This window comes from Sphingobium sp. LSP13-1-1.1 (genome assembly GCF_040676415.1).
GTDB lineage: Bacteria > Pseudomonadota > Alphaproteobacteria > Sphingomonadales > Sphingomonadaceae > Sphingobium.
In genome coordinates, this window is sequence record NZ_JBEGHU010000034.1 from 14952 (window position 1) to 39347 (window position 24396).

Below are 24396 nucleotides of genomic sequence, written 5' to 3' on the forward strand. Positions count from 1 at the left end.
CTATACTATATTGCGCCGGAAATCAATCCGTGCATTTCCCCGCCCAGCCCCTAACAAGGGTGCGATGACGACCGGGGCGGAATATGATCTGGCGATAGTGGGCGGCGGCCTTGCGGGCAGCCTGACCGCGCTTGCCTTCGCCGCACGTCACCCGGATGTTTCGCTGTGCCTTCTGGAAAGCGACGACAGGCTGGGCGGCAATCATATCTGGTCCTTTTTCGACAGCGATGTGGACAGCCGGGATCGCTGGCTGGTCGAACCGCTGATCGCCCATCGCTGGGCGGAGGGCTATGAGGTCCACTTTCCCGGCCACTGTCGCGGGCTTGCCGTGCCTTATAACAGCATCACCTCGGCACGGCTGGACAGCCATGTCCGCCGGACGCTCGGCAATGGCGTGCTGACCGGTGCCGAGGCAGCCGAACTGACGCCGGTCAGCGTCACTCTGGCCGATGGCCGCGTGATCCGCGCAAAAGCGGTGCTGGATGCGCGGGGAGGGGGGGATCTTTCGGCGCTGCGCTGCGGCTGGCAGAAATTCATCGGCCAGACCCTGCGTCTGCAAGTCCCCCACGGGCTTGCCCGCCCGGTCATCATGGACGCGACCGTCGATCAGCTGGACGGCTATCGCTTCGTCTATCTGCTGCCCCGGGACGACAGGACGGTCTTTGTCGAAGATACTTATTACAGCGACGCGCCCGACCTCGACCTGCCCGTGCTCCAGGCGCGGATCGCCACCTATGCGCGTGCACAGGGCTGGCAGGTGGAGGCGGTCGTCCACAGCGAGAGCGGCGTCCTTCCCGTCGTCCATGGCGGCGATTTCGATCGCTTCTGGCCGCAGGAGGACCCGGTCGCGCGGCTGGGGACGCGGGCGGCGCTGTTCCAGCCGATGACCGGCTATTCCCTGCCCGATGCGGTGCGTTTCGCGCTGCGGCTGGTCGATGAATGGCCGCTGGAGGGCGCGCTTCTGGCCCAGGCCACACGCGGCTGGGCGAAGGACCATTGGCGACAGGGCCTCTATTATCGCCTGCTTGGCCGTATGCTGTTCGGCGCCGCCCGGCCGACGGAACGCCGGCGCATATTCGAGCGCTTCTATCGCCTCGATCCGGCGTTGATCGGCCGCTTCTATGCGGGCCGCTCGACGCTGCGGGACCGTATCCGCATCTTGTGCGGGCGGCCCCCCGTGCCCATAAGGAACGCCATGCGCGCATTGCTGAGCCCTCCCGCCCGATGAACCCACCCCGATGAACCGGAAAGCAATCGTCATCGGTGCTGGCTTTGGCGGCCTTGCACTGGCCATCCGCCTGCAGTCCGCGGGAATCGACACGGTACTGGTCGAGGCGCGGGACCGGCCGGGCGGCCGCGCCTATATGTGGGAAAAGGACGGCTTCGTCTTCGACGCGGGCCCGACCGTCATCACCGATCCCGACTGTCTGGGCGAGTTGTGGCGCCTGTCCGGCCACGACATGGCGGAGGATGTCGATCTGGTTCCCGTCACGCCCTTCTATCGCCTCAACTGGCGCGACGGGACGAATTTCGACTATTCCAATGACGAGACTGCGCTCCGCGCCCAGATTGCCCGGCTGAACCCGGAGGATGTCGCAGGCTATGAGAGCTTCCTCGACTATGCCGACGGCGTTTATCAGGAGGGATATCGCAAGCTCGGCTCCGTCGCCTTTCTCGATTTCGCATCCATGGTCCGCGCCGCGCCCGCGCTGGCGAAGCATCAGGCCTGGCGCTCGGTCTATTCGGTCGTCTCCTCCCATGTGAAGAATGAGAAGCTGCGTCAGGCGCTGTCCTTCCACACGCTGCTGGTCGGCGGCAATCCGTTGCGGACCAGTTCGATCTATGCCCTGATCCACAAGCTGGAAAAGGACGGCGGCGTCTGGTTCGCGAAGGGCGGTACCAACCGCCTGGTCCAGGCGATGGCGACGCATTTCGAGCGGCTGGGCGGCACGCTGCGTCTGGCCGATCCGGTGGTGCAGATCGAAACCTATGGCGATCGCGCCGTTGCCGTGCGCACCGCTTCGGGCTGGCGCGGGGAGGCGGATGCCGTCGCCTCCAACGCGGACCTGATGCACAGCTATCGGGACCTGGTCGGCCATCATCCCCGGGGCGAGAAGCAGGCAGAGAAACTCGCCCGCAAACGCTGGTCGCCCAGCCTGTTCGTGCTGCATTTCGGCATCAGGGGGAGCTGGCCGGGCATACCGCACCATATGATCCTGTTCGGCCCCCGCTATGAGGGGCTGTTGACCGATATCTACGACCATGGCGTCCTGCCGCAGGATTTCTCTCTCTACCTGCATCATCCGACCGTCACTGATCCCGGCATGGCGCCGGAGGGTCATTCGACCTTCTATGCGCTCGCCCCGGTGCCGCATATGGGCAAGCTGCCGATCGATTGGGATCGGTTCGCGCCGGTCTATGCCGAACGCATATTGGACGAAATCCAGCATCGCCTGATTCCCGACATCCGTTCGCGCATCGTCACGCAGTTCCACTATGCCCCGCCTGATTTCCGCCGCGACCTGTCGGCGCATCTGGGCAGTGCGTTCAGCCTGGAGCCGCTGCTCACGCAAAGCGCCTGGTTCCGCGCGCATAATCGCGACGACGTCATTCCCAACCTCTATCTGGTCGGGGCGGGAACGCATCCGGGCGCGGGCATCCCCGGCGTCGTCGGCAGCGCCAAGGCGACCGCCGCGCTGATGCTGGAAGACCTGGCCTGAGGGGTGAAGGACTGATGAAGAGACTGGCTGTCTATTGCGGCTCGGCCACGCCGGTGGACCCGGCCCATGTCGATGCGGCCCGCCATGTGGGACGTGCTCTGGCCCAACGGGGCATAGGCGTCGTTTATGGCGGCGGCCGGCTTGGTCTGATGGGGGCGGTCGCCGATGCGGCACTGGAAGCCGGCGGTGAAGTGATCGGCGTGATTCCCGAGGCGCTGGTCGGCGCCGAAGTCGCCCATCGCGGCTGCACGGAACTGCATGTCGTGCAGACCATGCACCAGCGCAAGCAGCTTTTCACCGACCTGTCGGACGGCTTCGTGACGTTGCCCGGCGGCGTCGGCACGATGGATGAATTGTGGGAGGCGATCAGCTGGGCCCAGCTCGGCTATCACCGGAAGCCTGTGGGCCTGCTCAATGTCGCGGGCTTTTACGACCAACTCATAGCCTTCAACCAGCATATGGTGGAGGCGGGCTTCATCCGCGCGCAGCACGCCAATATACTGATCCACGCCAATGCGATCGAGGCATTGCTCGACAGGATGGCCGCCTATCAGCCGCATGAAACCATCTTTGCGATGAAGGCCGACCGGCTGTGAACTCCTAGAGCGATTTCCAGGCGATCGGACCCGATCGCTGGTCAGGAAATCGCGGCAAACAAGGAATCCAGAGCGGCGAGCTGATTCAATCAGATCAAAACCCGCTCTAATGCCCTTCCGACTTGCGTCGCGACGGGGCAAGTGACTCGACGTGGGCGCTGGGGCAGGGCATGTCCGAAGCCATGGACCCAAGCCCTCCGCCCACCCCCTCCGCAGGCAGCATGGCAGCTCTCGACCGCGCCGCCCTGATCGTCCAGGCCCGCGAGAGCATCGCTCGAGGCTCCAAATCCTTCGCTCTCGCCTCTCGGCTGTTCGACCGTCGAACCCGGGAAAGGACATGGCTGCTCTATGCCTGGTGCCGCAAATGCGACGATATCGCGGACGGACAGGATCATGGCGGCACGATGCGCGGCGTCGCCGACGGCGCGGCACGCCTTGCCAGCATGCGCGCGCTCACCGGCTCGGCGCTTCGGGGCGAACCGACGGGCGATCCGGCCTTCGACGGCTTCGGCCTGGTCATGCGGGAATGCGCGATTCCGGAGCGCTACGCCCATGACCTGATCGAAGGCTTCGCCCTCGACGCCCGCGAATGGCGCCCCCGCAGCGAAGCGGACATGCTGCGCTATTGCTATCATGTCGCGGGCGCGGTGGGTTGCATGATGGCGATCCTGATGGGCGTCGATCCTGGTGATGAGGCGACGCTCGACCGTGCCTGCGATCTGGGCCTGGCCTTCCAGCTTGCCAATATCGCCCGCGACATCAGCGAAGATGAGGCCGCCGATCGCTGCTATTTGCCGGAAGAATGGCTCGTCGAAATGGACATTCCGCCCGGCGAGCACATGAAACCCTGGGCTCGTCCACGTCTTGCCGTCCTGGCCCGCCGCCTGGCCGACATGGCCGCCGTCCATGAGGAAAGCGCCCGCCATGGCACCGGGGCATTGCCGCCACGCTCAGCCTGGGCGGTGCTTGCCGCCGCTGGCATCTATGGGGACATCGCCCGCGAGGTGGCCCGCCGCGGCGAGCATGCCTGGGACCATCGCGTCACCACGCCCAAGGGCGACAAGCTGGGCTGGGTCTTCCGCGCCGGGCTCCAGGTGCCGGGCCGTGCCCGCCGTTGGTCCGCAACGCAGGAGCGTCCCGCATCCTTGTGGACCCGGCCCCGGAACTGACAGGCAAAAGAAGCTGACGGGCAAAAAAAGGGACCGATACTTGCGCATCGGTCCCCAGGGATGTTCGCAGGAGGAACAAGGTGAGGCGGGCGGGCCTTTCGCGTGTCGGCCCGCCCTGCCAATCTCAGTAGTTGTAGGCCCGCTCGCCGTGGCTGGAGAGGTCGAGACCTTCCATTTCGGCTTCCTGGCTCGGCCGCAGGCCCATCGTCTTGTCGATGATGAAATAGAGGATCGCGCTGCCGATGCCCGAGAAGAGCAGGGTGAAGACGACCGCCTTGACCTGGATCCAGACCTGGGCCGGGATGCTGTAGGCCTCCGGATGGAAGGCCGCCGGGAAGACGGTGTAGTCGAACACGCCCTGGCCGCCCAGCGAGGGAGCCGCGACGATGCCGGTGCCGATGGCGCCGACGATCCCGCCGATGCAGTGCACGCCGAACACGTCCAGGCTGTCGTCATAGCCGACCTTGCCCTTCACGAATGCCACGAAGATGTAGCAGATCGGCGACACGACGAAGCCGAGCACGATCGAGGTCATCGGGGCCGCGTAGCCAGCCGCAGGGGTGATGGCGACGAGTCCTGCCACCGCACCCGTGACGGCGCCCAGCAGGGAGGCCTTGCCATGGTGGACCTGCTCGACCAGCGACCAGCTCACCGCCGCCGCGCAGGTGGCGACCATGGTGTTGATGAAGGCAACGCCGGTGACGGCATTGGCTTCCAGGTTGGAGCCGGCGTTGAAGCCGAACCAGCCGACCCACAGCAGGCTGGCGCCGATCATGGTCATGGTCAGCGAGTGCGGCGGCATCGGTTCCTTGGGGAAGCCGACACGCTTGCCGATCATGAGCGCGCCGACCAGGCCGGCGATACCGGCGTTGATGTGCACCACGGTGCCGCCCGCGAAGTCGAGTGCGCCCCAGCTCCAGAGCAGGCCGGCATCGCTCGGCGTATCAACCAGGAAGTCCGGGCCGGCCCAGTACCAGACCATGTGGGCCATCGGGAAGTAGATGAAGGTCAGCCACAGCACGACGAACACGATCAGCGAGGAGAACTTAACGCGCTCCGCGAAGGCGCCGACGATCAGCGCCGGGGTGATCATGGCGAAGGTCATCTGGAAGACCACGAACACGAATTCAGGCAGATAGACGTTGTTGCTGAACGTCGCGCCATAGGTCGTGCCGTCGACACCCATCAGGAAGGCCTTGGACAGCCCGCCGAAGAAATGATTGTCGCCGCCGGAGGTGAAGGCGATGGAATAGCCCCAGCAGCACCAGACCAGGCCGGCGACGGAGACGATCATGAACACCTGCATCAGGACGCTCAGCATGTTCTTGGTGCGGACCAGGCCGCCGTAGAACAGGGCCAGGCCCGGAACCGACATCATCAGCACCAGTGCGGCAGAAACCAGCATCCAGGCGACGTCGCCCTTGTTGACCATGCCGGCCATGGCGGCGGCGTCTGGCGCCTTGATCGGCGCGGCGAGCGCCGGTGCGGCTGCGAGCAGGGACAGGCCGACCGCCCCCATCACGCCGCAGAGCTTTTTGGAAAAGGTCATTAAGTCCCCCTTCTTACAGTGCGGTTTCGCCGGTTTCGCCGGTACGGATGCGCACCGCCTGCTCGACATCGAGTACGAAGATCTTGCCGTCGCCGATGGCGCCGGAATTCGCGGCGGCCTGAACGGCCTCGATCACGCGCGGTGCGAGGTCGTCGTCGCAGACCACCTCGACCTTGATCTTCGGAACCATGTTGGTCGAATATTCAGCGCCGCGATAGATTTCGGTCTGCCCCTTCTGGCGGCCGAAGCCCTTCACTTCGCTGACCGTCATGCCGGCGATGCCGAGCGAGGAAAGTGCCTCGCGGACATCGTCAAGCTTGAACGGCTTGATAATTGCCATGACCAGTTTCATGTCGCCCCCCTGTTATTGGTGTGCGGCGACATCCTCAGCAAGGGCCGTGCCAATTCGCGAAGGTCGGGTTAATGCGGGCTTTTGCGGAAGTGCGGCAATATGGGGCGCTGAAAAAATGGGCAGCATTGCGGCCCTGCTTAAATTTTAGGCACAGGGGTCATCGGCGTCGGGCCGTCGTCGCAACCGGCCGATGGTGGGTCAGAGGCACGCGCCTTACCAGGCGCCACCCTCCCGGATCGCTTCCTGTTCGCCGGGCGCATCCACCCGGCCCAGCGCCGCATTGCGGTGGGGAAAGCGACCGAAGCGCTCTATCATGGCGTAATGCTGCCGCGCGAAAGCCAGGGATTTTTCATCCCCCGCTCCCTCGAACAGGCTGAGCGACAATATCTGGTCGTCCAAAGCCTCGCTGTGCTGGAACGGCATGTAGAAAAACAGCCGTCCCGCTCCGCCAATCTGAATGTCGTATCCATGGGCGACGGCACCACGCGCCACCGCCCGCGCGAGCGCATCGGTCGAAAAGGCGGCCGCTGATCCCCTGAACATGTTGCGCGGCAACTGGTCGAACAACAGCACTGCCGCCAACGCATCGTCGGCCCGTTCCAGAAATTCGTCCGCGGGCACGTGACGCTTTTCTTCCCACAGTGCGTGGAACCGCATCTTGCAGCTTCGATCCAGCGCTGGATCATGGTTCCACCAGCCCTGCTCGCCGATCTGGTTGAACCAGAAATCCAGCAGAGCAGCCGCCCAGTCCTCGGTCACGGCATCATGGCTGTCGGTCAGCATGTTCATCATGAAAATAAAGACCGACCCCGCCAAGGGTTCCTCCGCCCATGGCGTTAGCGGCTCAGGTCGCCGTGCCGCCGACGGTCAGTCCCTCCATCAGCAGCGTCGGCTGGCCGACGCCGGCCGGGACGCTTTGCCCCGCCTTGCCGCACATGCCGATCCCCTCGTCCAGTGCCCAGTCATGGCCGACGCCAACCACCTTTGTCAGCGCGGTCGGCCCATCGCCGATCAGTGTCGCGCCCTTGATCGGATCGCCCAGCTTGCCGTTCTCGACCTTGTAGGCCTCGGTGCAGGAGAAGACGAACTTGCCCGATACGATGTCGACCTGCCCACCGCCGAAGCTCTTGGCGAAGATGCCCGACTTCATACGGCTCAGCAGTTCCTCCGGATCGTCATTCCCGCCCTTGATGAACGTGTTGGTCATGCGTGGCATCGGTGCATGGGCATAGCTTTCGCGGCGACCGTTTCCGGTCGGTTCCACGCCCATCAGCCGGGCGTTCAGCCGGTCCTGCATATAGCCCTTGAGGATGCCATCCTCGATCAGCACATTTTCCCGCGTCGGCGTGCCCTCATCGTCAATGGAGAGCGAGCCGCGCCGGCTCATGATCGAGCCGTCATCGACAACGGTAACGCCCGGAGCCGCAACCCGCTGACCCACCCGGCCGGAAAAGGCGCTGGTGCCCTTGCGGTTGAAATCGCCCTCCAGCCCATGCCCGATCGCTTCATGCACCAGAACGCCCGGCCATCCCGGCCCCAGCAGCACGGTCATCTCACCCGCGGGAGCAGCGACGGAGCGCAGGTTGACGCGAGCCTGCGCCAGCGCTTCGTCAATCGCGCGGTTCCAGATCGCCGGGGCCATCACCTCGTCATAGAGATAACGGCCGCCAATGCCGAACACCCCCGTCTCGCGGCGGCCATTCTCCTCCAGGATCACGGACACGTTGAGCCGCACCAGCGGGCGGATGTCGGTCGCGGTGAAACCGTCGGCGCGCACGATCTCGACCACCGACCAGCTTCCCGCCAGACTGACCGAGACCTGCGCGACGCGGGGATCGCGCGCGCGCGCGGCAGCGTCGATGGCGGCACAGAGCGTCACCTTCTCGGCAAAGGGCACGATCTCCAACGGATTGACGTCGGTATAGAGGTGGCGGTTGGTGCGCTGCGGTGGGGGGGGCGGCTGGCCGCTGGCGGGATCGAGCAGCGTCAGCGTCTCTGCCGCCCGGCGGATCGCCGCTTCGCTGATGTCGTTGGCATGGGCGAAGCCGGTCATCTCACCGGAAACGCCGCGCAGGCCAAAGCCCGCATCGGTGGAATAATCGGCTGTCTTCAGCCGACCGTCATCGAAACCGAAGCTCTCGCTCGCCCGATATTGCAGGTAAAGCTCGCCATCGTCGCAGCCCTTCAGCGCTTCTGCGGTCAGGCGGCGCGCGCCGTCGGGATCAAGCAGGCCAGGGCGATAAAGCAGGCCGCGGGCATCGGTAAACTGGGGAACAGCATCGGTCATGCTGTCCGATATAGGGGCGGCAAGTCGCAAGCCCAACCGATTTGTTGGCGCTCACGACAGAGATCCGGCTATGGCTTGCTCCTGCCTTTGCAGGAGCGCGCCTGCCAGGATTAAAGGCTGGCGCCCGATGGAATATCCGGCAAACCGGCGATTTCCGGCGTGTCCGCCGCGCTGCCTACGAGCACGAAGCGACGGTCGCAATAGCCGCAATCGATATAGCCATGCTCGTCGATTTCAAGGAACACGCGCGGATGGCCCAGCGCGGCGGGAATATCTCCCGAACCGTCGCAGGAGACACGGGGCTTGGTGACGCGGATGATTTCAGGCGGCTGGATCATGGCGCCACCAATTAGCAGCGCTCGCGTTGCGCCGCAATATCCGTGGCGCACGGGCTTTTTACATCAAGGGCAGCCGGGGCCTCTTTTTCGGGCAGGGCTTTTCCATCGCAATGTCCACCGCCTTTGCCAGTGCGTCCCAATTCACGCAATCGCGCGCTTTAGCCAGTGAAACGGGCGAGAGGATCAGCAGCAAAGGCGCTATCGTACCGCTGAAGACAAGCGTGAGAGACATGAGTCAGTTGCCCTACCCAAGCATTCCTTAAGTGCCTGATCCTACGTCGTTCTGGCTCGGACGGGAACAGTTATTTCAAATGGAAGAAATGGTGGGCGATGACGGGCTCGAACCGCCGACATTCTCGGTGTAAACGAGACGCTCTACCAACTGAGCTAATCGCCCGATGCCAGCATTGATCGCGGGCGTCCGGTGCGCGCCTATCTACGGCAATCCGGACGCCGGTCAAGCGGGGAAGAGGCGATAATCGTCATGCGCAAAGGAAACGGCGGCTGGCGGTGAACCAGCGGGTCAGGGCTTCGGCCGTGTGATCGGCCAGCGCGATGAAGACGCGTCGTCCATCGTGCGGGTCGGCCTGCCGGTCGACAAAGCCCTTTTCGGTCAGTGTCCTGATCCAGCGCAGCGCGGTGGTGGGCGGTACCGCCGATGCGATGCACAGGCTGGATACCGACACCCGCTCATGCTCCAGCCGCGCGGCCAGCAAATCCAGCAGCATGTCCCAGGCGGGGTCGGCGAACAGGTCGGCGGGCAGGAAATCGTCGCGCAACCGCCGCGCGCGCAGCAGGTCGCGCACCTGCGCCGCCTCCAAGGTTGCGGCTTCGGCCGACTTGTCCGCGCTGCCGATCGGTTCCAGCGCGGGCATGCCGATATAGTCGCTTGGTTCGTCCGATATGCGCGGGCCAAGGTCGAAGGATGGCGTCGCGTGACGAGGCCGCAGGGTCAGTGCCTCCAGCGTGCGGGCGAGGCGGCTTACCTCGTCGCTCAACTGCTGGAGCCGCAGCCCTTCACTCTCCCGGTTCACCTCATGAAGCGAGCGGGACGGCGTCTGGCGCGCGGCGGCCAGCAACGCGGCGGCCAGATCCGTATGTCCCGGTCGGCAAAGCAACTGGGTCCGCTCGCTGCGCAGGCAGGCATAAGCGAGATCGATCGTGTCCAGATCGGCGACCAATATGACCGGCATGTCATTCTGCAGCGCCAATGTCTCTATCTGCACCAGCAGCCGCTCGACCATCGGATCGGGCGATGGGCAAAAGCACAGGATGATGTCGCAGCCGATCTGCACGTCGAGCCGGTTCGATGCCTGATCCAGCGATACCGTGCCCAGCAGGCGAAGCCCCGCCGCCCGGCTCAGCAACGCGGCATCGTCGGTATAGATATCGTCTGCCAGGATGAGCAGCCCGGGCCGCTCGTCCCGCGTGCCGAAGGGTTGGTCCGGCGATGCGCCAAAACCGATCTCCTCATGATCCAAACCCACGCCGAAAATCTCCATCCTGTTTGTTTCAGCTTATCGTAACGCCGTCGTTACGCAGCCAGACCATTCTCCACTATGGAGATTTATGCCGCGCATCGCGCCCATCAGCGCGCCTGTAAACGGGTCTTTTCCCGAAATCGCCGTAACGGACACCAAAATGGAGCCATGATCGCCGCCGAAATGGCGGCAATGGCGTTCGTTCGATTCTTCATCCGATATGGATCAGCTTTTGCGCATTTTTCGCTCAGACGGCGGTGCGCCGGGCAAAGTCGATATAGAGCGCGCGCAGCCGCATCGCGATCGGGCCGGGCTTGCCGCCGCCGATTTCCTGACCGTCGATCCGCACCACCGACTGGCAGAGCGTGGATGCACTCGTGATGAAGGCTTCCTTCGCCGCCAATGCCTCGGCGACGGTGAAAGGACGGCGGATGATCCCGATGCTGCTTTCCTCCGCCAGCGCCGTCAGCGCTGCGCCGGTGCAGCCCGCCAGCACCGCCTGGCTGTATGGCCGGGTGACGACGCCGTCCTCCGTCACGATGAAGGCGGTGGACGATGCGCCTTCCGTGACGAACCCATCCTCCACCATCCACGCCTCCTGCGCGCCCGCCTCGGCAGCGGCGCGCTTCGCCATGGCCTGGGCGAGCAAGCCGACGCTCTTGATGTCGCGGCGGGCCCAGCGCAGGTCCGGCATGGTCGCCACCGCGATGCCGTCGCGCGCGGCAGGCACGTCGAGGAAATGCTTGGCCTGGGCGAACATCACCAGCGTCGGCCGGATATCGGGGGAGGGCAGGAAATCGCGGGTCGCATCGGCGCCGCGCGTGATCTGGAGATAGACCAGCCCTTCGGTCAGCGCGTTGCGCGCCACCAATTCCTTCTGCGCCGCCTCGATCTCCGCCAGGGACAGCGGCAGGGCGATGCCGATTGCGCTGGTCGACCGTTCCAGCCGGGCGAGATGGGACGCGCTGTCGACCAGCTTGCCGTCGATCACGGCTGCGACCTCGTAAATGCCGTCCGCGAACAGGAAGCCGCGATCCAGTACGGAGACGCGGGCTTGCTCGATCGGCAGGAAGCTCCCGTTCAGATAGGCGATGGACATGAGGCTGTTCCTTGTCTGGGGGCGGCCGATCTGGCCCGGCGGCGTTGCCGGGTCAAGCCGCCTGCCCGCGCAGCGCCTTCTGCCGCCGCCGCTGCACCGACGATCCGATGCCCATGGCCTCGCGATATTTGGCGACGGTCCGGCGGGCGATGTCCGTGCCCTTGGCGCGAAGCAGATCGACCAGCGTATCGTCGGACAATATGGCATCGGGCGTTTCCGCCGCGATCAGCGCCTTGATGTGGCTCTTGACCGCTTCGGCCGACACGGCGCCGTCGCCGCCGGACGCCGAAACGCCGCTCGTGAAGAAATATTTGAGTTCATAGAGGCCACGGGGGCAGGACAGATATTTGTTCGACGTCACGCGGCTGACGGTCGATTCATGCATCTGGATCGCATCCGCCACGGCCTTCAGCGTCAGCGGCTTCAGATGCGCCACGCCCTTGCGGAAGAAATCCTCCTGCTGTCGGACGATCTCGCTTGCGACCTTGATGATGGTCTTCTGCCGCTGATCGAGCGCCTTGACCAGCCAATTGGCGCTGGCGAGGCAATCGGCCAGCCAGGCCCTGGACGTCTTGTCCTGCGGACCGGAGGCCAGCTCGACATAATAATGTCGATTGATCAGCACGCGAGGCAGGGTGGCGCTGTTGATCTCGATCGACCAGCCCTCCCGCATCGGACGCACGAACAGGTCGGGCGTCACCGGCGCTGCGCTTTCGGTGGAGAAACGCAGGCCGGGCTTGGGGTCATATCCGCGCAGTTCGCGGATCATGTCCGCCATATCCTCTTCATCCACTCCGCAAATCCGGCGAAGCTGGGGCAGGGCGCCCCTGGCGAGCAAATCCAGATTGGCGAGCAGCTTGGCCATGCAGGGGTCGTGGCGATCCGCTTCCCGGGCCTGCAAGGCCAGGCATTCCGACAGCGACCGGGCGCCGACGCCGATCGGGTCGAAACCCTGGATCACCATCAGCACCTGCTCCACCTGACTGAGCGGAACGCCCATGCCATGGGCGGTCTCCAGCAGGTCGGCCTCCAGATAGCCGGCCTCGTCGATCTGCCCGATCAGCTGCGCCGCGATCATCAGGTCACTGCCCGACAGCGCGCTGCGCGCCTGGTCCATCAGATATTCCTGAAGGCCCTGCTCCGGATTGGCGAAACTGTCGAAATCGGGCGCTTCGCCGCTTCCGCCCGACAGAAGGTCGTTCCCGCCGGAACCGATGGCTCCGCCTGCCATCCGGTCGCCCGGCCCGTCGTCGATAAAGGTTTCCGCGCCATAATCGACGTCCAGCGGCGAATCCGCAGCGCCCAGACCCTGGCTGATCAACTGGTCGGCATCGCCCGTGGCGGCTGGCAGATCATGCTGTTCCACCGTCCGGTCCACGCCGTCGGCGGGAGGCGCCAAATCTTCGGGCCCTCCCGCTTCCAGCAGGGGATTCTTCTCCAGCTCGCCAGCGACGAACGCCTCGATCTCCAGATTGGACAGCGCCAGCAGCTTGATCGCCTGCTGCAGTTGCGGTGTCATGACCAGCGATTGGCTCTGTCGCAGGTCCAGACGGGGCGCGAGCGCCATCAGCCCTTCCCCTCGCCGAAGTCAGGAAGGGTCGGTCCGCCGCTCATGTCAGAGCGAGAAATTCTCGCCCAGATAGAGGCGCCGCACGTCGGCGTTGGCGACAAGCTCGGTCGGGCTGCCTGCGAACAGCACATTGCCGTCATAGATGATGCAGGCGCGGTCCACGATCTCCAGCGTTTCGCGGACATTATGGTCGGTGATCAGTACGCCGATGCCGCGCGTCTTCAACTGCTTCACCAGATCGCGAATATCCGCGATGGACAGCGGATCGATGCCCGCGAAGGGTTCATCCAGCAGCACGATCGACGGATCGGCCGCCAGGGCGCGGGCGATCTCGCACCGCCGCCGCTCGCCGCCAGACAGCGCCATGGCGGAGGAATCGCGCAGCCGGGTCAGGCCGAACTCGTTCAGCAACTGTTCCAGCCGCGCCTGCCGCGCCGCCTTGTCCGGCTCCGCCAGTTCCAGCACCGCGCCGATATTCTGCGCGACCGTCAGCCCCCGGAAGATCGAGGTTTCCTGCGGCAGGTAGCCCAGGCCCAATATGGACCGCCGATACATGGGGAGCCCGGTGATGTCCTGCCCATCCAGCACGATGCGGCCATGATCCGGCCGCACCAGCCCCATCACCGAATAGAAGCAGGTCGTCTTGCCCGCGCCATTGGGGCCGAGCAGGCCGACCACCTCGCCCTTGCCGACGGTCAGCGACACGTCGGCCAGCACCACGCGCTTGTCATAGCTTTTGGCGATGGAGATAACGGACAGGCCCTCTCCCACTTCCTGGGGGGGAAGGGGCGATGCCGGGGCTGACCGGTCCTGCATCATTACGTCGTCCATCACGTCATCCTTGCTGCCGAATGCTTATCGCAGGTTTAAGCCGATGTCCCGCGCGGCAATTGGCAAGCTTTGTGCATGGGATTGCCGCCGGAGCAAGGGGAAAATGGTTTTTCGCGCCTTTACAGCCTGTATCGCGCATCCTGTCCTGAAGGCCCGGAAATGACGATCCTGCGCGTCCCAGCCCCATGATTGTCCGCAGAAAACAGGCTTCTGGCGGCAGGCGATTATTTTATTCCTGTGTAACAATATTGACCCCAAGGTGCCAACAAACCGTCATTCTCCCCGCCTAGTTGCTGCCGCCAACCGTGCAAGCCAGCACGGCACCTTAGGGGAATCCATCCATGATCGCTCACCCGTCCTCGCGGGGCCGGCTGCTTGCCGGCGCTGCACTGCTGTCGTTTTTCGCGGCCGCTCCCGCCTTTGCCCAGGCACCTGCGGAGCCAGCGCCCGCGGAAGAGGCTGCTGCTTCCGGCAATTCCGAAATCATCGTGACCGGCGTGAAGGCGACCCGGTCGGCCACTGCGATCACGACGACCGAAATCCAGAAGATCCTGCCGGGCGTTGCGCCGTTCAAGGCGATCCAGACCCTGCCGGGCGTCATGTATGCGACGGCCGATCCCTGGGGCAACAATGAACAGAACGCCTCGCTGTTCATCCACGGCTTCAGCGGCCAGCAACTCGGCCACACGCTGGACGGCGTGCCGCTGGGCGACCAGAGCTACGGCAATTTCAACGGCCTCTCGCCGCAGCGCGCGATCATCTCGGAAAATGTCGGCAGCGTGGTCGTGGCGACCGGCGCGGCGGAACTGGGCATCGCATCGACCAGCAACCTGGGCGGCGCGATCGAGAATTTCTCCAGCGATCCCCGCCAGCAAATGGGTGCGCAAATCAACCAGACGGTGGGCAGCTATGGGACGTCGCGCACCTTCCTGCGCCTCGACAGCGGCGAATTCGGCAATGGCAACAGCGGCCATGTGTCGGTACTGCGCCAGCGCGCCCGCGCCTGGGACTTCAACGGGCGGCAGGGCGGCTGGCAGGTCAATGCCAAGTTCGTGCATGACGACAGCAACGGCAAGCTGACCGGCTATTTCGCCTATTCCGACAAGCAGGAGCCGAACGAAGACGCAACCACCGTCTTCAAGAACCCGGCCAACGCGGCGCAGGCCTATCAGCCCTATGTCCGTCCCTTCTTCTATCCCGATTTCAACGCGGCGATCGCCTATCTCGACGCCAATGGCGCCGTTCCTGCCGCGCAGGCGCAGAATTACCGCAACTACTACAGCGCGGCGCTGCGCACGGATTATCTGGGCTATGTCAAATATCAGGCGCATCTTTCGGATGCCGTCGACTGGTCGACCCAGGTCTATTATCACCATAATGACGGCGCGGGCATCGTCGCCGGGCCGATCACCGTCGCATCGCTTCCCACCCTGTTCTCGCTCTACTTCCCGGGCCAGAATCTGAAGGCCGCGACCGGCAATTCGGGCTATGCCATCCGCACCACCGAATATCGGATCGATCGTGGCGGAGTGCTTTCCTCGCTCGATGCGACGCTGGGCGACCATGCCATTCAGGCAGGCATCTGGTATGAATATAACAGCTCGGCCGCCTATCGCCGCTGGTATGCGCTGGATGTGACCCGGCCGCAGGACTACAGCCCCTATGAACGGCCGACCAACCCGCTCTTCACCCAATATGGCAGCGAGATGCGGACCAATGTGCTGCAATTCCACCTGCAGGACAGTTGGCAGCTTACCCCCAGCCTGCTGATCCAGGGCGGCTTCAAGTCCAGCCTGCAATTCGCCAGCGGCACCTTCCCGGTGCAGCCGATCATCGGCTCGCTGCCCGGGTCGTCGAGCGCCTTGCCGGAGGGCGAGATCAACACCAAGCGCTGGTTCCTGCCGGCACTGGGCGCCAAGTGGAACATCACCGACAAGGAACAGCTCTACGTCAACGTCCAGAAAAACCTGCGCCAGTTCCAGCCCTATGGGGCGGGCGGCGTGACGCCGTGGAGCAGCGGCAGCCAGGCCGCCTTCGACAATCTCAAGAATAACGGCCGGCCCGAAACGAGCTGGGTCTATGAAATCGGCTTCCGCACCAGCCGCGAAATCGACACGGCTGTCCTTACCGGCATCGACGCGCAGGTGAACTATTATCATGTCGATTTCCGGGATCGCCTGATCGGCATCACGCCTGCTGCCGCGATCGGCGGCATTGGCGGCGGCGGCATTTCGGGCGGCACGCCGGCCGTGTTCAACGTCGGCGACGTCAAGACGGACGGGGTGGACGCCGCCGTGACGCTGCGCTTCGGCCAGATCTTCTCGCTCTACAACGCCTTGTCCTACAACCGATCCATCTATGACAGCGACTACAGCACCACCACCGGCCAGGCGACCGGCACGCGCATCGGCGGTATCGCGACGACAGGCGGGGTCGTCCCGACCGGCGGCAAGCTGATCCCGGTCAGCCCGAAATGGATGAACAAGACGGTCGCGACCCTCACCATCGGCAATTTCGATGCACAGCTGGTGGGCGATTATGTCGGCCGCCGTTACACGACCTTCACCAATGACGCCTGGGTCAAATCCTATTTCCAGGCCAGCGCCCGCCTCGCCTACCGCCTGCCGGCCGACATGTTCGGCCTGCAGAAGGCGGAAATCAGCCTGAACGTCACCAACCTGTTCGACGAAAAGGGCGCATCGACCGTGCAGGCGAGCGCGAACACCAACAATTACAATGTCTATCCCATCCCGCCGCGCCAATGGTTCGGCACGCTGTCGGTGATGTTCTGATGACGGCCGCGCCTTTCACCCGGCGGGATCTGCTCCGTTCGGGCGCCGATCTTGCGCTGCTGGGCGCGGCCATGAAGACAGGGGTGGCGGTCGCCGCCCCTGTCCCGGACCGCAGGCGCCCGCTTCTCCTGGCGCATCGCGGTTGTTCGGCGCTCCGGCCCGAACATACGCTTGCCGCCTATGCAAAGGCGATCGAGGACGGCGCCGACTTCATCGAGCCGGATCTGGTGGCGACGAAGGACGGCGTTCTCGTCGCGCGGCACGAAAACAACATTGCCGAAACGACCGATGTCGCCTCTCGCCCCGAATTTGCCCGCCGCAGGACGAGCAAGACGATCGACGGGGAACAGCAGGTCGGCTGGTTCACCGAGGATTTCACGTTGGGGGAACTCAAGACCCTGCGCGCCCGCGAGCGGTTGGGGCCGATGCGGCCGGAAAGCCGCGGCTTCGATGGCCAGTTCCAGATCGTCTCGCTGGAGGAAATCGCCGATTTCCTGGCCGCCGAGGCAGCCGCGCGAGGACGAAGCATCGGCCTCATTCCCGAAATCAAGCATTCCACCTATTTTGCCCGCCTGGGCCTGCCGCTGGAGCCGCGCCTCCTGGACCATATCGGCAAGAGCAGCTATCTGTCCCGCGCGCCGCTGATCATCCAGTCCTTTGAGACGCGCAATCTGAAAGAGCTGCGTCCCCGCCTCTCATCCTTCCCCCATGCCCGGTTGATGCAGCTTATTGGCGATCCGGCCGCGATGCCCGCCGACATCGCCGCGCAGGGCATGAAACGCACCTATGCAGACATTGTCACGCCCCTGGGTCTGAGCGAAATCGCGACCTATGCCGACTATCTGGCCCCGTCGACCCGCATGATCATTCCGCTGGCGCCCGATGGACGGCTTGCCCGGCCGACAGGCCTGGTCGAAGCCGCGCACAGGGCGGGATTGCTGGTCGGCACCTGGACTTTCCGGCCGGAAAATCATTTTCTGGCGGCCGACTTCCGCAATGATCGGGGCGACAGCGCCCGCAACCCTGCCGGGAGCGTGGCGGAGATGCAGCGCTACCTTGCCCTTGGGCTTGATGCCTTTTTCACGGATGATCCCGCCTTGGGTCGCCAGGCCATCGATCAGGCCGGGGAATGGAAGAGCTGACGCATCAGGAATGCCGCCATCGATCGCTGATGATGAGAAGCGCGGCCTGTTCCCATGTTGCCAGGCAGCAACAATGCAGCAGAAATTATACGATCGTCCGGCAATGGCCGCTCTTTGTCACCGAACCGCCACAATCCGCTCCTAGGCGCCACATCGCCTGCGGTGAGAGACGATCAGGGGATCGACACGGCCGGGGTGAACAACGGCTATTCTGGGGGAAATCATCTTGTCCAAAACCTGCTACGGACGGTCAGTGCTGCTGCTGACTTCGGCATTTGGCGCGCTGTCGATCGCAGGGATCGCCCACGCGCAGGAGGCGGCGACTGACGGCGCGCTCGACGAGATCGTCGTGACCGCAGAACGTCGTTCCGAAAATCTGCAGAACGTCCCGGTTTCCGTCGGCGTGGTCCAGGGCGACCAGCTGCGCGGCCTCCAGTCCGGCGGCGGCGACATCCTTGAACTGGCGGCCCGCGTGCCCGGCCTCTACGCCGAAACCACCACCGGCCGCATCTTTCCGCGCTTCTACATCCGCGGTCTCGGCAATATCGACTTCTATCTCGGCGCCTCGCAACCGGTGTCGATCATCCAGGACGATGTCGTCCTTGAACATGTCGTGCTGAAATCGAACCCCGTTTTCGACGTCAACCAGGTGGAAGTGCTGCGCGGCCCGCAGGGTTCGCTGTTCGGCCGCAATACCACGGCGGGCATCATCAAGTTCGACACGGTCCGTCCGTCAATGGACTGGCAGGGCCGCGCCTCGGCTAGCTATGGCAGCTACAACACCGTCACCTTCGACGGCGGCATCGGTGGCCCCATCGTCGCCGACAAGCTCGCCTTCCGCGTTTCGGCGCTCTATCAGCATCGCGACGACTGGGTCGACAATGTCTATACCGGCGCCAGCGCCGACGGCACCGTCTCGCCCAAGAAGGACGCGATGGGCGGCTTCAACGAAAAGGACGTTCGCGTCCAGTTGCTCCTGACGCCCAACGACACGCTGTCGATGCTCACCAGCTTCCATTATCGCGACTATGACGGCACCTCGACCATCTTCCATCGCGGCGCGCTGGTGAAGGGATCGAACAGCGTCGCGGCCGAACCGCGCACGAAGATCGCCCTCGACGAAGCGCACAAGAACCCGCAGGCCTACAAGACCTACGGCGCATCGGAAAATATCGCTCTGGACTTCGGCCCGGTGACCCTGACATCGATCACCGCCTATGAAACGACAAAGGGTTACAGCCGGGGCGATACCGACGGCGGCGCGGCCGCCAATTTCCCCGTCGCGGGAGTCCCCAACGGCTTCGGCCAGAGCCAGGGCAATGTCCGCGATCTCGACCAGTTGACGCAGGAGGTCCGCCTTGCCAGCAATGGCGACCATGCCCTGAAATGGCAGGTCGGCGGCATGGTATTCGACAGCCGCGACGTGACCGATTTCTACCAGCGCGCCTATTTCCTGACCACCGCCGCGCGCAATCCCAACAACTGGGTTCGCCTGCGCAACGTCAACACAAGCTGGGCGGTGTTCGGCCAGGCCAGCTATGAAATCGTGCCCGGCCTGACCCTGACGGCAGGCGGCCGGTATACCGAAGACGAGAAATCGACCCGCCTGGTCCGCGCCGCGGCCAATGCAGCGGGCGTCTCCACCTATGCGGGCCGTCGCTATGTGAAGCTGAAGGGCGACGAGCCGAGCTGGGACGTCAGCCTGCTCTACGCGTTCAGCCCCGAGGTCAGCCTCTACGCCCGCGTCGCTCGCGGCTTCCGTGGTCCGACCATCCAGGGCCGCTCTGCGGTGTTCAACAGCGACTTCACGACGGCGGATTCGGAAACGATCATGTCCTATGAAGGCGGCATCAAGACCAGCCTGCTGAACAACCGCGTCCGCTTCAACCTGACCGGTTTCGCCTGGAAGGTGAAGGACATCCAGCTCAACGGCAATGACGTCAACGGCAACGGCGTCCTGTTCAATGCCAGGGCGGCCAAGGCCTATGGCATGGAAGCCGATCTGGAAGCGCGTCCGTTCGAAAATCTGACGCTTTCGGCGGGCGTCAGCCTGCTGCATACGGAGATTGACGACCCCAATGCCGAAGCGCAGGTCTGCGCTCTCAACGGCGTGGTGGTCTGCACGGTCGAAAACCCGTTGCGCACCGTGGCGACGGCCTTCGGCCCGGTTTATCTGGCGAGGATCGACGGCAATCCGTTGCCCAACGCGCCCAAATATACGGCGAATATCGCGGCCCGCTATGATGTTCCGCTCGGCAATGGCGGCAAGGCATTCGTCGCGACCGACTGGAATATCCAGGGCTATACCAATTTCGTCCTTTACCGGACGAAGGAGTTCCATTCGAAGGGCGACTTCGAAGGCGGCCTGAAGATCGGCTACACCGCGCCCGGCGGCAGATATGAGATTGCGGCTTTCGCCCGCAACATCACCAACGAGAAGAACCTCAAGGGCGTGATCGAAAACTATATGGCGGCGGTCTTCAACGAACCCCGCATCATCGGCGTGTCACTGAGCGGCAAGCTGTAAGATAAAGTGCAACTGTCCGGGCACGCCCAGCGTGTCCGGGCGGGGTTCTTGCATATTGCGAAACCCGGACAGACGAGAATCAGCGTCAGGTGAGACCGTCAAGCCTGGCCGGCTCGCCTCTGCGCGGGCAGCGATGGCGATCATGCCATCGGTCTGGCGGATGGGGGCGGGGATCGGCCGAAGCGGGATCGTCAGATCAGATCGAGATTCTTGAGATGGGTCCGCACCACATTGCGGCTAATGCCCAGCGCCGCGGCCGTCTTGATCTGATTTTCGCTCGACAGGCGAAACGCCTCGGTCACGGTGAACGCGACCAGCCGGTCTAGCAACTGATCATGGTCGCCCTTCAGCAGCCGGCCGATGAGGGGACGAACCGCCTCCTCCAGCGAGGCGGGATCGGCGCCCGGATCGCTGGCGCCCACAAGGTCGCCCAGCCCGAGATCGGCAGGCCGGATCCGGCCATCCTCACAGATCAGCGTGGCGCGGTGGATCGCATTTTCCAACTCGCGGATGTTGCCGGGCCAGCCATGCTGGAACAGCGCCTCTTCGGCCGCCGCGCTCAACTCCAGCCGGCTGGCGCCTGCTCGCTTCCCATATTGCTCGAGGAAATGGCGCGCCAGCGGCAGGATGTCCGCTCGCCGTTCGCGTAGCGGGAGCAGGGGGATGGCCACGACCTGAAGGCGGTAGAAGAGGTCGGATCGAAAGCGGCCCTCATTCACCGCCTGCTGCAGTTCGACATTGGTGGCGGCGATCACCCGGACGTTGAGCGGCACCGCCTTGCGCGATCCCAGCCGGACGACTTCCCGCTCCTGAAGGACACGCAGCAGCTTCACCTGCAGCGGCAGCGACAGGTCGCCCAGTTCGTCGAGGAACAGTGTCCCGCCATTGGCGGCCTCGAACCAGCCGGGCCGCGCGACGTTCGCCCCGGTGAAGGCGCCCTTTTCATAGCCGAACAGTTCACCCTCGATCAGCGATTCGGAAAAGGCGCCGCAATTGACCGCGACGAAGGGCGCGTGCGCCCGATCGCTGAGGCTGTGGACATAGCGTGCGACCAGTTCCTTGCCGGTGCCGGTCTCGCCCATGATCAGCACATTGGCGTCGCTGGGCGCCACTCGTGCGATCAGTGGCAGGAGTGCGCGCGATCGCGGATCGTTGAAGATCAGGGCGCGGGCGCGGGGCCCGACGGCGTGATGCTGATCGCAGTCATAGGCCAGCAGGGGGCGGCCATCGTCATTCGCTGCTGCCACCAGACCGACGTCGGTCCGGCTTCCGGCGCTGCTATGCGAACTGTTCCTCATTGGTCCTCCATCTCTGGCGTGCCCAGGATAGCAGCATATTGTCTTCTGTTTTGGTAGAAAATAGACTTGCGAGCCTAGTTGAGCTTTCAACGCGGCGGTCAGAGCGGGCGCATCAGTTCCGCTCGCCACACCATCACCACGCGCGATGCCTTCGCCGTGCGCCCTTCCTGACCACCCGGTGCCGCTCGACGCCTCCGCTTGGCATGGCGTCGAACAATCTGCCCTTCGACAGGTTTTCCGATCCCTTCTCATGGATGTGCACGATCCTACACCATCGTTTGGATCGATGGGCCACGGCAGTCTAATGCGTCAGGGCTGGGGAACTTGCCACAAGACATGGCCTCAAGGCGGGAGAAGATATGACCACGCATCAACGGGCGGGATTTGCCACAGGGATCTCGCTGCTCCTGCCGATCACCTTGTCGGCAATGGCGATCGTGTTGCTGGCGCCCAACCTGCCGGCGTTGCTCCAGGAATTCGCCAGCGTTGAGCATCACGAATATTGGGTGCCGATGGTGCTGACGGTGCCGGCGCTGTGCGTTGCGCTGTTTTCACCGATGGCGGGAATATTGGGGGATCGGTTCGGTCGCAGGCGGCTGCTCCTGGCGGCTTTTCTCGTTTATGCGGTGGTGGGCATCGCGCCGGTCTTCCTGAGCGATCTTGGCTGGATCATCGTGTCACGCGTGGCGGTCGGCATGGCTGAAGCGATGATCATGGTGCTGAGCACGACGATGATCGGCGACTATTTCGAAGGCCCCGCGCGTGACCGCTGGCTGGCAGGGCAGACAGCCATGGCCTCGATATCCGCTCTTCTGTTCCTGAACGTCGGCGGTTTCCTGGGCCGGTTCGGCTGGCGCGCGCCATTCTGGGTCTATGGTTCGGCGCTGCTGATGTTCGTGCTGGTGCTGCTATTCACCTGGGAACCGGCACGGCGCGACTCCCCGGATGCGGAAATTGCCCAGCGCGACGCCAGTTCGGCCGGTTTCCCGTGGTTGCGAATGAGCGGGATCATTGCGATCACCGTGTTCGGGTCCGTGCTGTTCTACACCGCGCAGATCCAGTCCCCGATCGGTTTGACCCAGTTCGGCATCACCGATCCGGCGCGGATCGGCTTCCTCACTTCGCTCGCCAGCATCGGGGTGCCGGTGGGCACATATGTCTATTCGCGCGTGGGATCGAAGCTGCCGATCGCGAGCCTGCTGCTGATCGAGTTCACGCTGCTTGCGATCGGCTTCCTGCTGATGAGTCGCTCTGGTGCGCCGGCGGGCTTTCTTGCCGGGTGCTTCATCAACCAGCTCGGCGCCGGCATGCTGTTGCCCTCGCTGCTGGTTTGGGCGATCAGCGGACTGCCGTTCGAGGTCCGCAGCCGCGGCGCGGGATTGTGGACCGGCGCGTTCTCGGTCGGGCAATTCCTCTGCCCGGTGGTGGTGACGGTGGCGGGGAGCCACACGGGCGGATTGCGCGGGGCCTTCGGCGTCCTCGCCGCGGCGGCGCTGGTGGGCGCGGCGCTGAGCCTGTTCGCGCGGCTGCGCAAAGACTCTGCCATGGTCCATGCCTGAGCGGCCCGGCGACCGAAGGGGCGGCGCTCTTGCCGCCGGAGAGACCTTCGTTCAGGCCCTGACCACCGTCTGTTCGAGCACGCCGAAGGGAGAGCGTCCGTCGCGACACACCGCCTCCATGCGGACAGTGTCGCCGTAATGCATGAACTCGGTGATGGCCGCGCCTGTGTCGACGATTTCGATGCCCCGCCGTTCAGCGATGCAGGATGAGCCGACCTCGCGGAAATTGGGATTCGACACCGTGCCCGAGCCGATCACCGTTCCCGCGACGAGATTGCGGGTGCGGGCGGCGTGGGCCACGAGCTCGTCGAAGCCATAGGCCATCTGTTCGCCATCGGCATTGCCGAACTGCTTGCCGTTCCACTGGACGAACAGGTTCATCGCCGGGCGGCCTTTGCGCCAGGCCAGGCCGAGTTCTTCAGGCGTGACGGCAAAGGGTGCCATGCCGCAGGGCGGCTTGGCCTGGATCCAGCCGAAGCCCGACTTCATCTCCGGCCCGGCGAGCTTGCGCAGCGACCAGTCATTGATCTGGACGACGAGCCTGATGTGCCTGCCGGCCTCCTCGGCGGACGTGCCCATCGGCACGGCGTCGGTGATCACGCCGAATTCGCCCTCGAAATCGATGCCGAGTTCCTCGCTTGCCATCGGCACCTCGGCTAGGGGTGCGTGAAAGGTGTCCGAAACGCCCTGGTACATCAGCGGCCAGTCGGGCTTGAACGGCTCGATGCCGAGCGCTTTGTCCATCAGTTCGCCATGGCTGGGATAGACCGAGCCGTCGAGCCACTGCCAGGCGCGGGGCAGCGGGGCGAGCACATGGGCCAGGTCCAGCGCTTCGGGGAAGTCGGTGATCGCGGCCATCTCCGGCTCGATCATCTCCCAATTCTCCAGGGCTTCCTGCAGGCACCGGACCGGCGCAGCGGCGCAGTGCGCCGCATCGGGCGAAACGACGACCAGGCGGCCGTCGGCGGTTCCGTTGCGAAGCGTGGCAAGGCGCATGGTGGAAGGGTCTCCCGATTATCTCGACGTCGGATTATCGGACCGCGCAGACGAGGCCAAAGGCATTTGGTCGATACGCTCGCATCGATA

20 protein-coding genes and 1 tRNA gene are annotated in these 24396 nt (G+C 64.4%); 8 read left to right on the forward strand and 13 right to left on the reverse strand.

Going from position 1 to position 24396, the window contains the following annotated elements:
- Positions 1-64 precede the first annotated feature (64 nt).
- The 4 genes from crtY to MRBLSP13_RS15340 all read left to right on the forward strand — a co-directional run bounded on the left by crtY (position 65) and on the right by MRBLSP13_RS15340 (position 4485).
- Positions 65-1228: a lycopene beta-cyclase CrtY gene (gene crtY, locus MRBLSP13_RS15325; protein WP_363755375.1), complete on the forward strand. Its 1164-nt coding sequence runs from the start codon at positions 65-67 to the stop codon at positions 1226-1228.
- A 10-nt stretch (positions 1229-1238) separates the two neighbouring features.
- The gene (locus tag MRBLSP13_RS15330) at positions 1239-2720 is read left to right on the forward strand and encodes a phytoene desaturase (RefSeq protein WP_363738289.1); all 1482 of its coding nucleotides are present in this window, start codon (positions 1239-1241) and stop codon (positions 2718-2720) included.
- Positions 2721-2734: 14 nt separating this feature from the next.
- Entirely contained in the window at positions 2735-3316 is a 582-nt protein-coding gene (locus MRBLSP13_RS15335) for a TIGR00730 family Rossman fold protein (RefSeq protein WP_363738291.1), read from the forward strand.
- Between the two features lie 221 nt (positions 3317-3537).
- The gene (locus MRBLSP13_RS15340) at positions 3538-4485 is read left to right on the forward strand and encodes a phytoene/squalene synthase family protein (protein WP_363755377.1); all 948 of its coding nucleotides are present in this window, start codon (positions 3538-3540) and stop codon (positions 4483-4485) included.
- Between the two features lie 124 nt (positions 4486-4609).
- Here MRBLSP13_RS15340 and MRBLSP13_RS15345 read toward each other — a convergent pair whose 3' ends face one another.
- From MRBLSP13_RS15345 to lptB, 11 genes are all read right to left on the reverse strand, one after another.
- Positions 4610-6034 carry an ammonium transporter gene (locus MRBLSP13_RS15345; RefSeq protein WP_363738295.1) on the reverse strand — a complete coding sequence of 475 codons (1425 nt, stop codon included), beginning with the start codon at positions 6032-6034 and terminating at the stop codon, positions 4610-4612.
- 13 nt (positions 6035-6047) lie between these two features.
- Complete coding sequence (locus MRBLSP13_RS15350) at positions 6048-6386, reverse strand: P-II family nitrogen regulator (protein WP_133653121.1); 339 nt, start codon at positions 6384-6386, stop codon at positions 6048-6050.
- Between the two features lie 213 nt (positions 6387-6599).
- A complete protein-coding gene (locus tag MRBLSP13_RS15355; protein ID WP_363738941.1) occupies positions 6600-7175 on the reverse strand; it encodes a DUF924 family protein in 576 nt (191 codons plus the stop codon).
- A gap of 55 nt (positions 7176-7230) precedes the next feature.
- Complete coding sequence (gene tldD, locus MRBLSP13_RS15360) at positions 7231-8673, reverse strand: metalloprotease TldD (RefSeq protein WP_363738297.1); 1443 nt, start codon at positions 8671-8673, stop codon at positions 7231-7233.
- Positions 8674-8783: 110 nt separating this feature from the next.
- A complete protein-coding gene (locus tag MRBLSP13_RS15365; RefSeq protein ID WP_133653123.1) occupies positions 8784-9011 on the reverse strand; it encodes a zinc-finger domain-containing protein in 228 nt (75 codons plus the stop codon).
- Positions 9012-9069: 58 nt separating this feature from the next.
- Positions 9070-9243 (reverse strand): hypothetical protein, encoded by a 174-nt coding sequence (locus MRBLSP13_RS15370; RefSeq protein ID WP_166666359.1) that lies wholly within the window; start codon positions 9241-9243, stop codon positions 9070-9072.
- Positions 9244-9332: 89 nt separating this feature from the next.
- Positions 9333-9408: transfer RNA gene (locus MRBLSP13_RS15375), tRNA-Val, on the reverse strand.
- Between the two features lie 85 nt (positions 9409-9493).
- The gene (locus tag MRBLSP13_RS15380; protein WP_363755379.1) at positions 9494-10498 is read right to left on the reverse strand and encodes a MarR family transcriptional regulator; all 1005 of its coding nucleotides are present in this window, start codon (positions 10496-10498) and stop codon (positions 9494-9496) included.
- 241 nt (positions 10499-10739) lie between these two features.
- Positions 10740-11591: a D-amino-acid transaminase gene (locus MRBLSP13_RS15385; RefSeq protein WP_363755381.1), complete on the reverse strand. Its 852-nt coding sequence runs from the start codon at positions 11589-11591 to the stop codon at positions 10740-10742.
- Between the two features lie 52 nt (positions 11592-11643).
- Positions 11644-13158 (reverse strand): RNA polymerase factor sigma-54, encoded by a 1515-nt coding sequence (gene rpoN / locus MRBLSP13_RS15390; protein ID WP_363755383.1) that lies wholly within the window; start codon positions 13156-13158, stop codon positions 11644-11646.
- 48 nt (positions 13159-13206) lie between these two features.
- On the reverse strand, positions 13207-13992 hold the full coding sequence (gene lptB, locus MRBLSP13_RS15395; RefSeq protein WP_363738344.1) for an LPS export ABC transporter ATP-binding protein: 786 nt from the start codon (positions 13990-13992) through the stop codon (positions 13207-13209).
- 341 nt (positions 13993-14333) lie between these two features.
- Here lptB and MRBLSP13_RS15400 point away from each other — a divergent pair, with 341 nt between their 5' ends.
- From MRBLSP13_RS15400 to MRBLSP13_RS15410, 3 genes are all read left to right on the forward strand, one after another.
- Positions 14334-16784, forward strand: coding sequence for a TonB-dependent receptor (locus MRBLSP13_RS15400; protein ID WP_363755385.1), 2451 nt, complete (start codon positions 14334-14336; stop codon positions 16782-16784).
- On the forward strand, positions 16784-17926 hold the full coding sequence (locus MRBLSP13_RS15405) for a glycerophosphodiester phosphodiesterase family protein (RefSeq protein WP_363755387.1): 1143 nt from the start codon (positions 16784-16786) through the stop codon (positions 17924-17926). Before MRBLSP13_RS15400 ends, MRBLSP13_RS15405 begins: the two co-directional genes overlap by 1 nt.
- 226 nt (positions 17927-18152) lie before the next feature.
- Complete coding sequence (locus MRBLSP13_RS15410) at positions 18153-20453, forward strand: TonB-dependent receptor (RefSeq protein ID WP_363755389.1); 2301 nt, start codon at positions 18153-18155, stop codon at positions 20451-20453.
- 191 nt (positions 20454-20644) lie between these two features.
- On the opposite strand, the gene MRBLSP13_RS15415 is transcribed toward MRBLSP13_RS15410, so the two are convergent.
- The gene (locus MRBLSP13_RS15415; RefSeq protein WP_363755391.1) at positions 20645-21751 is read right to left on the reverse strand and encodes a sigma-54 interaction domain-containing protein; all 1107 of its coding nucleotides are present in this window, start codon (positions 21749-21751) and stop codon (positions 20645-20647) included.
- Positions 21752-22110: 359 nt separating this feature from the next.
- On the opposite strand from MRBLSP13_RS15415, the gene MRBLSP13_RS15420 reads away from it, so the two are divergent.
- On the forward strand, positions 22111-23310 hold the full coding sequence (locus tag MRBLSP13_RS15420; RefSeq protein ID WP_363755393.1) for an MFS transporter: 1200 nt from the start codon (positions 22111-22113) through the stop codon (positions 23308-23310).
- A gap of 51 nt (positions 23311-23361) precedes the next feature.
- On the opposite strand, the gene MRBLSP13_RS15425 is transcribed toward MRBLSP13_RS15420, so the two are convergent.
- Complete coding sequence (locus tag MRBLSP13_RS15425) at positions 23362-24306, reverse strand: fumarylacetoacetate hydrolase family protein (protein WP_363738356.1); 945 nt, start codon at positions 24304-24306, stop codon at positions 23362-23364.
- Between the last annotated feature and the right edge of the window lie 90 nt (positions 24307-24396).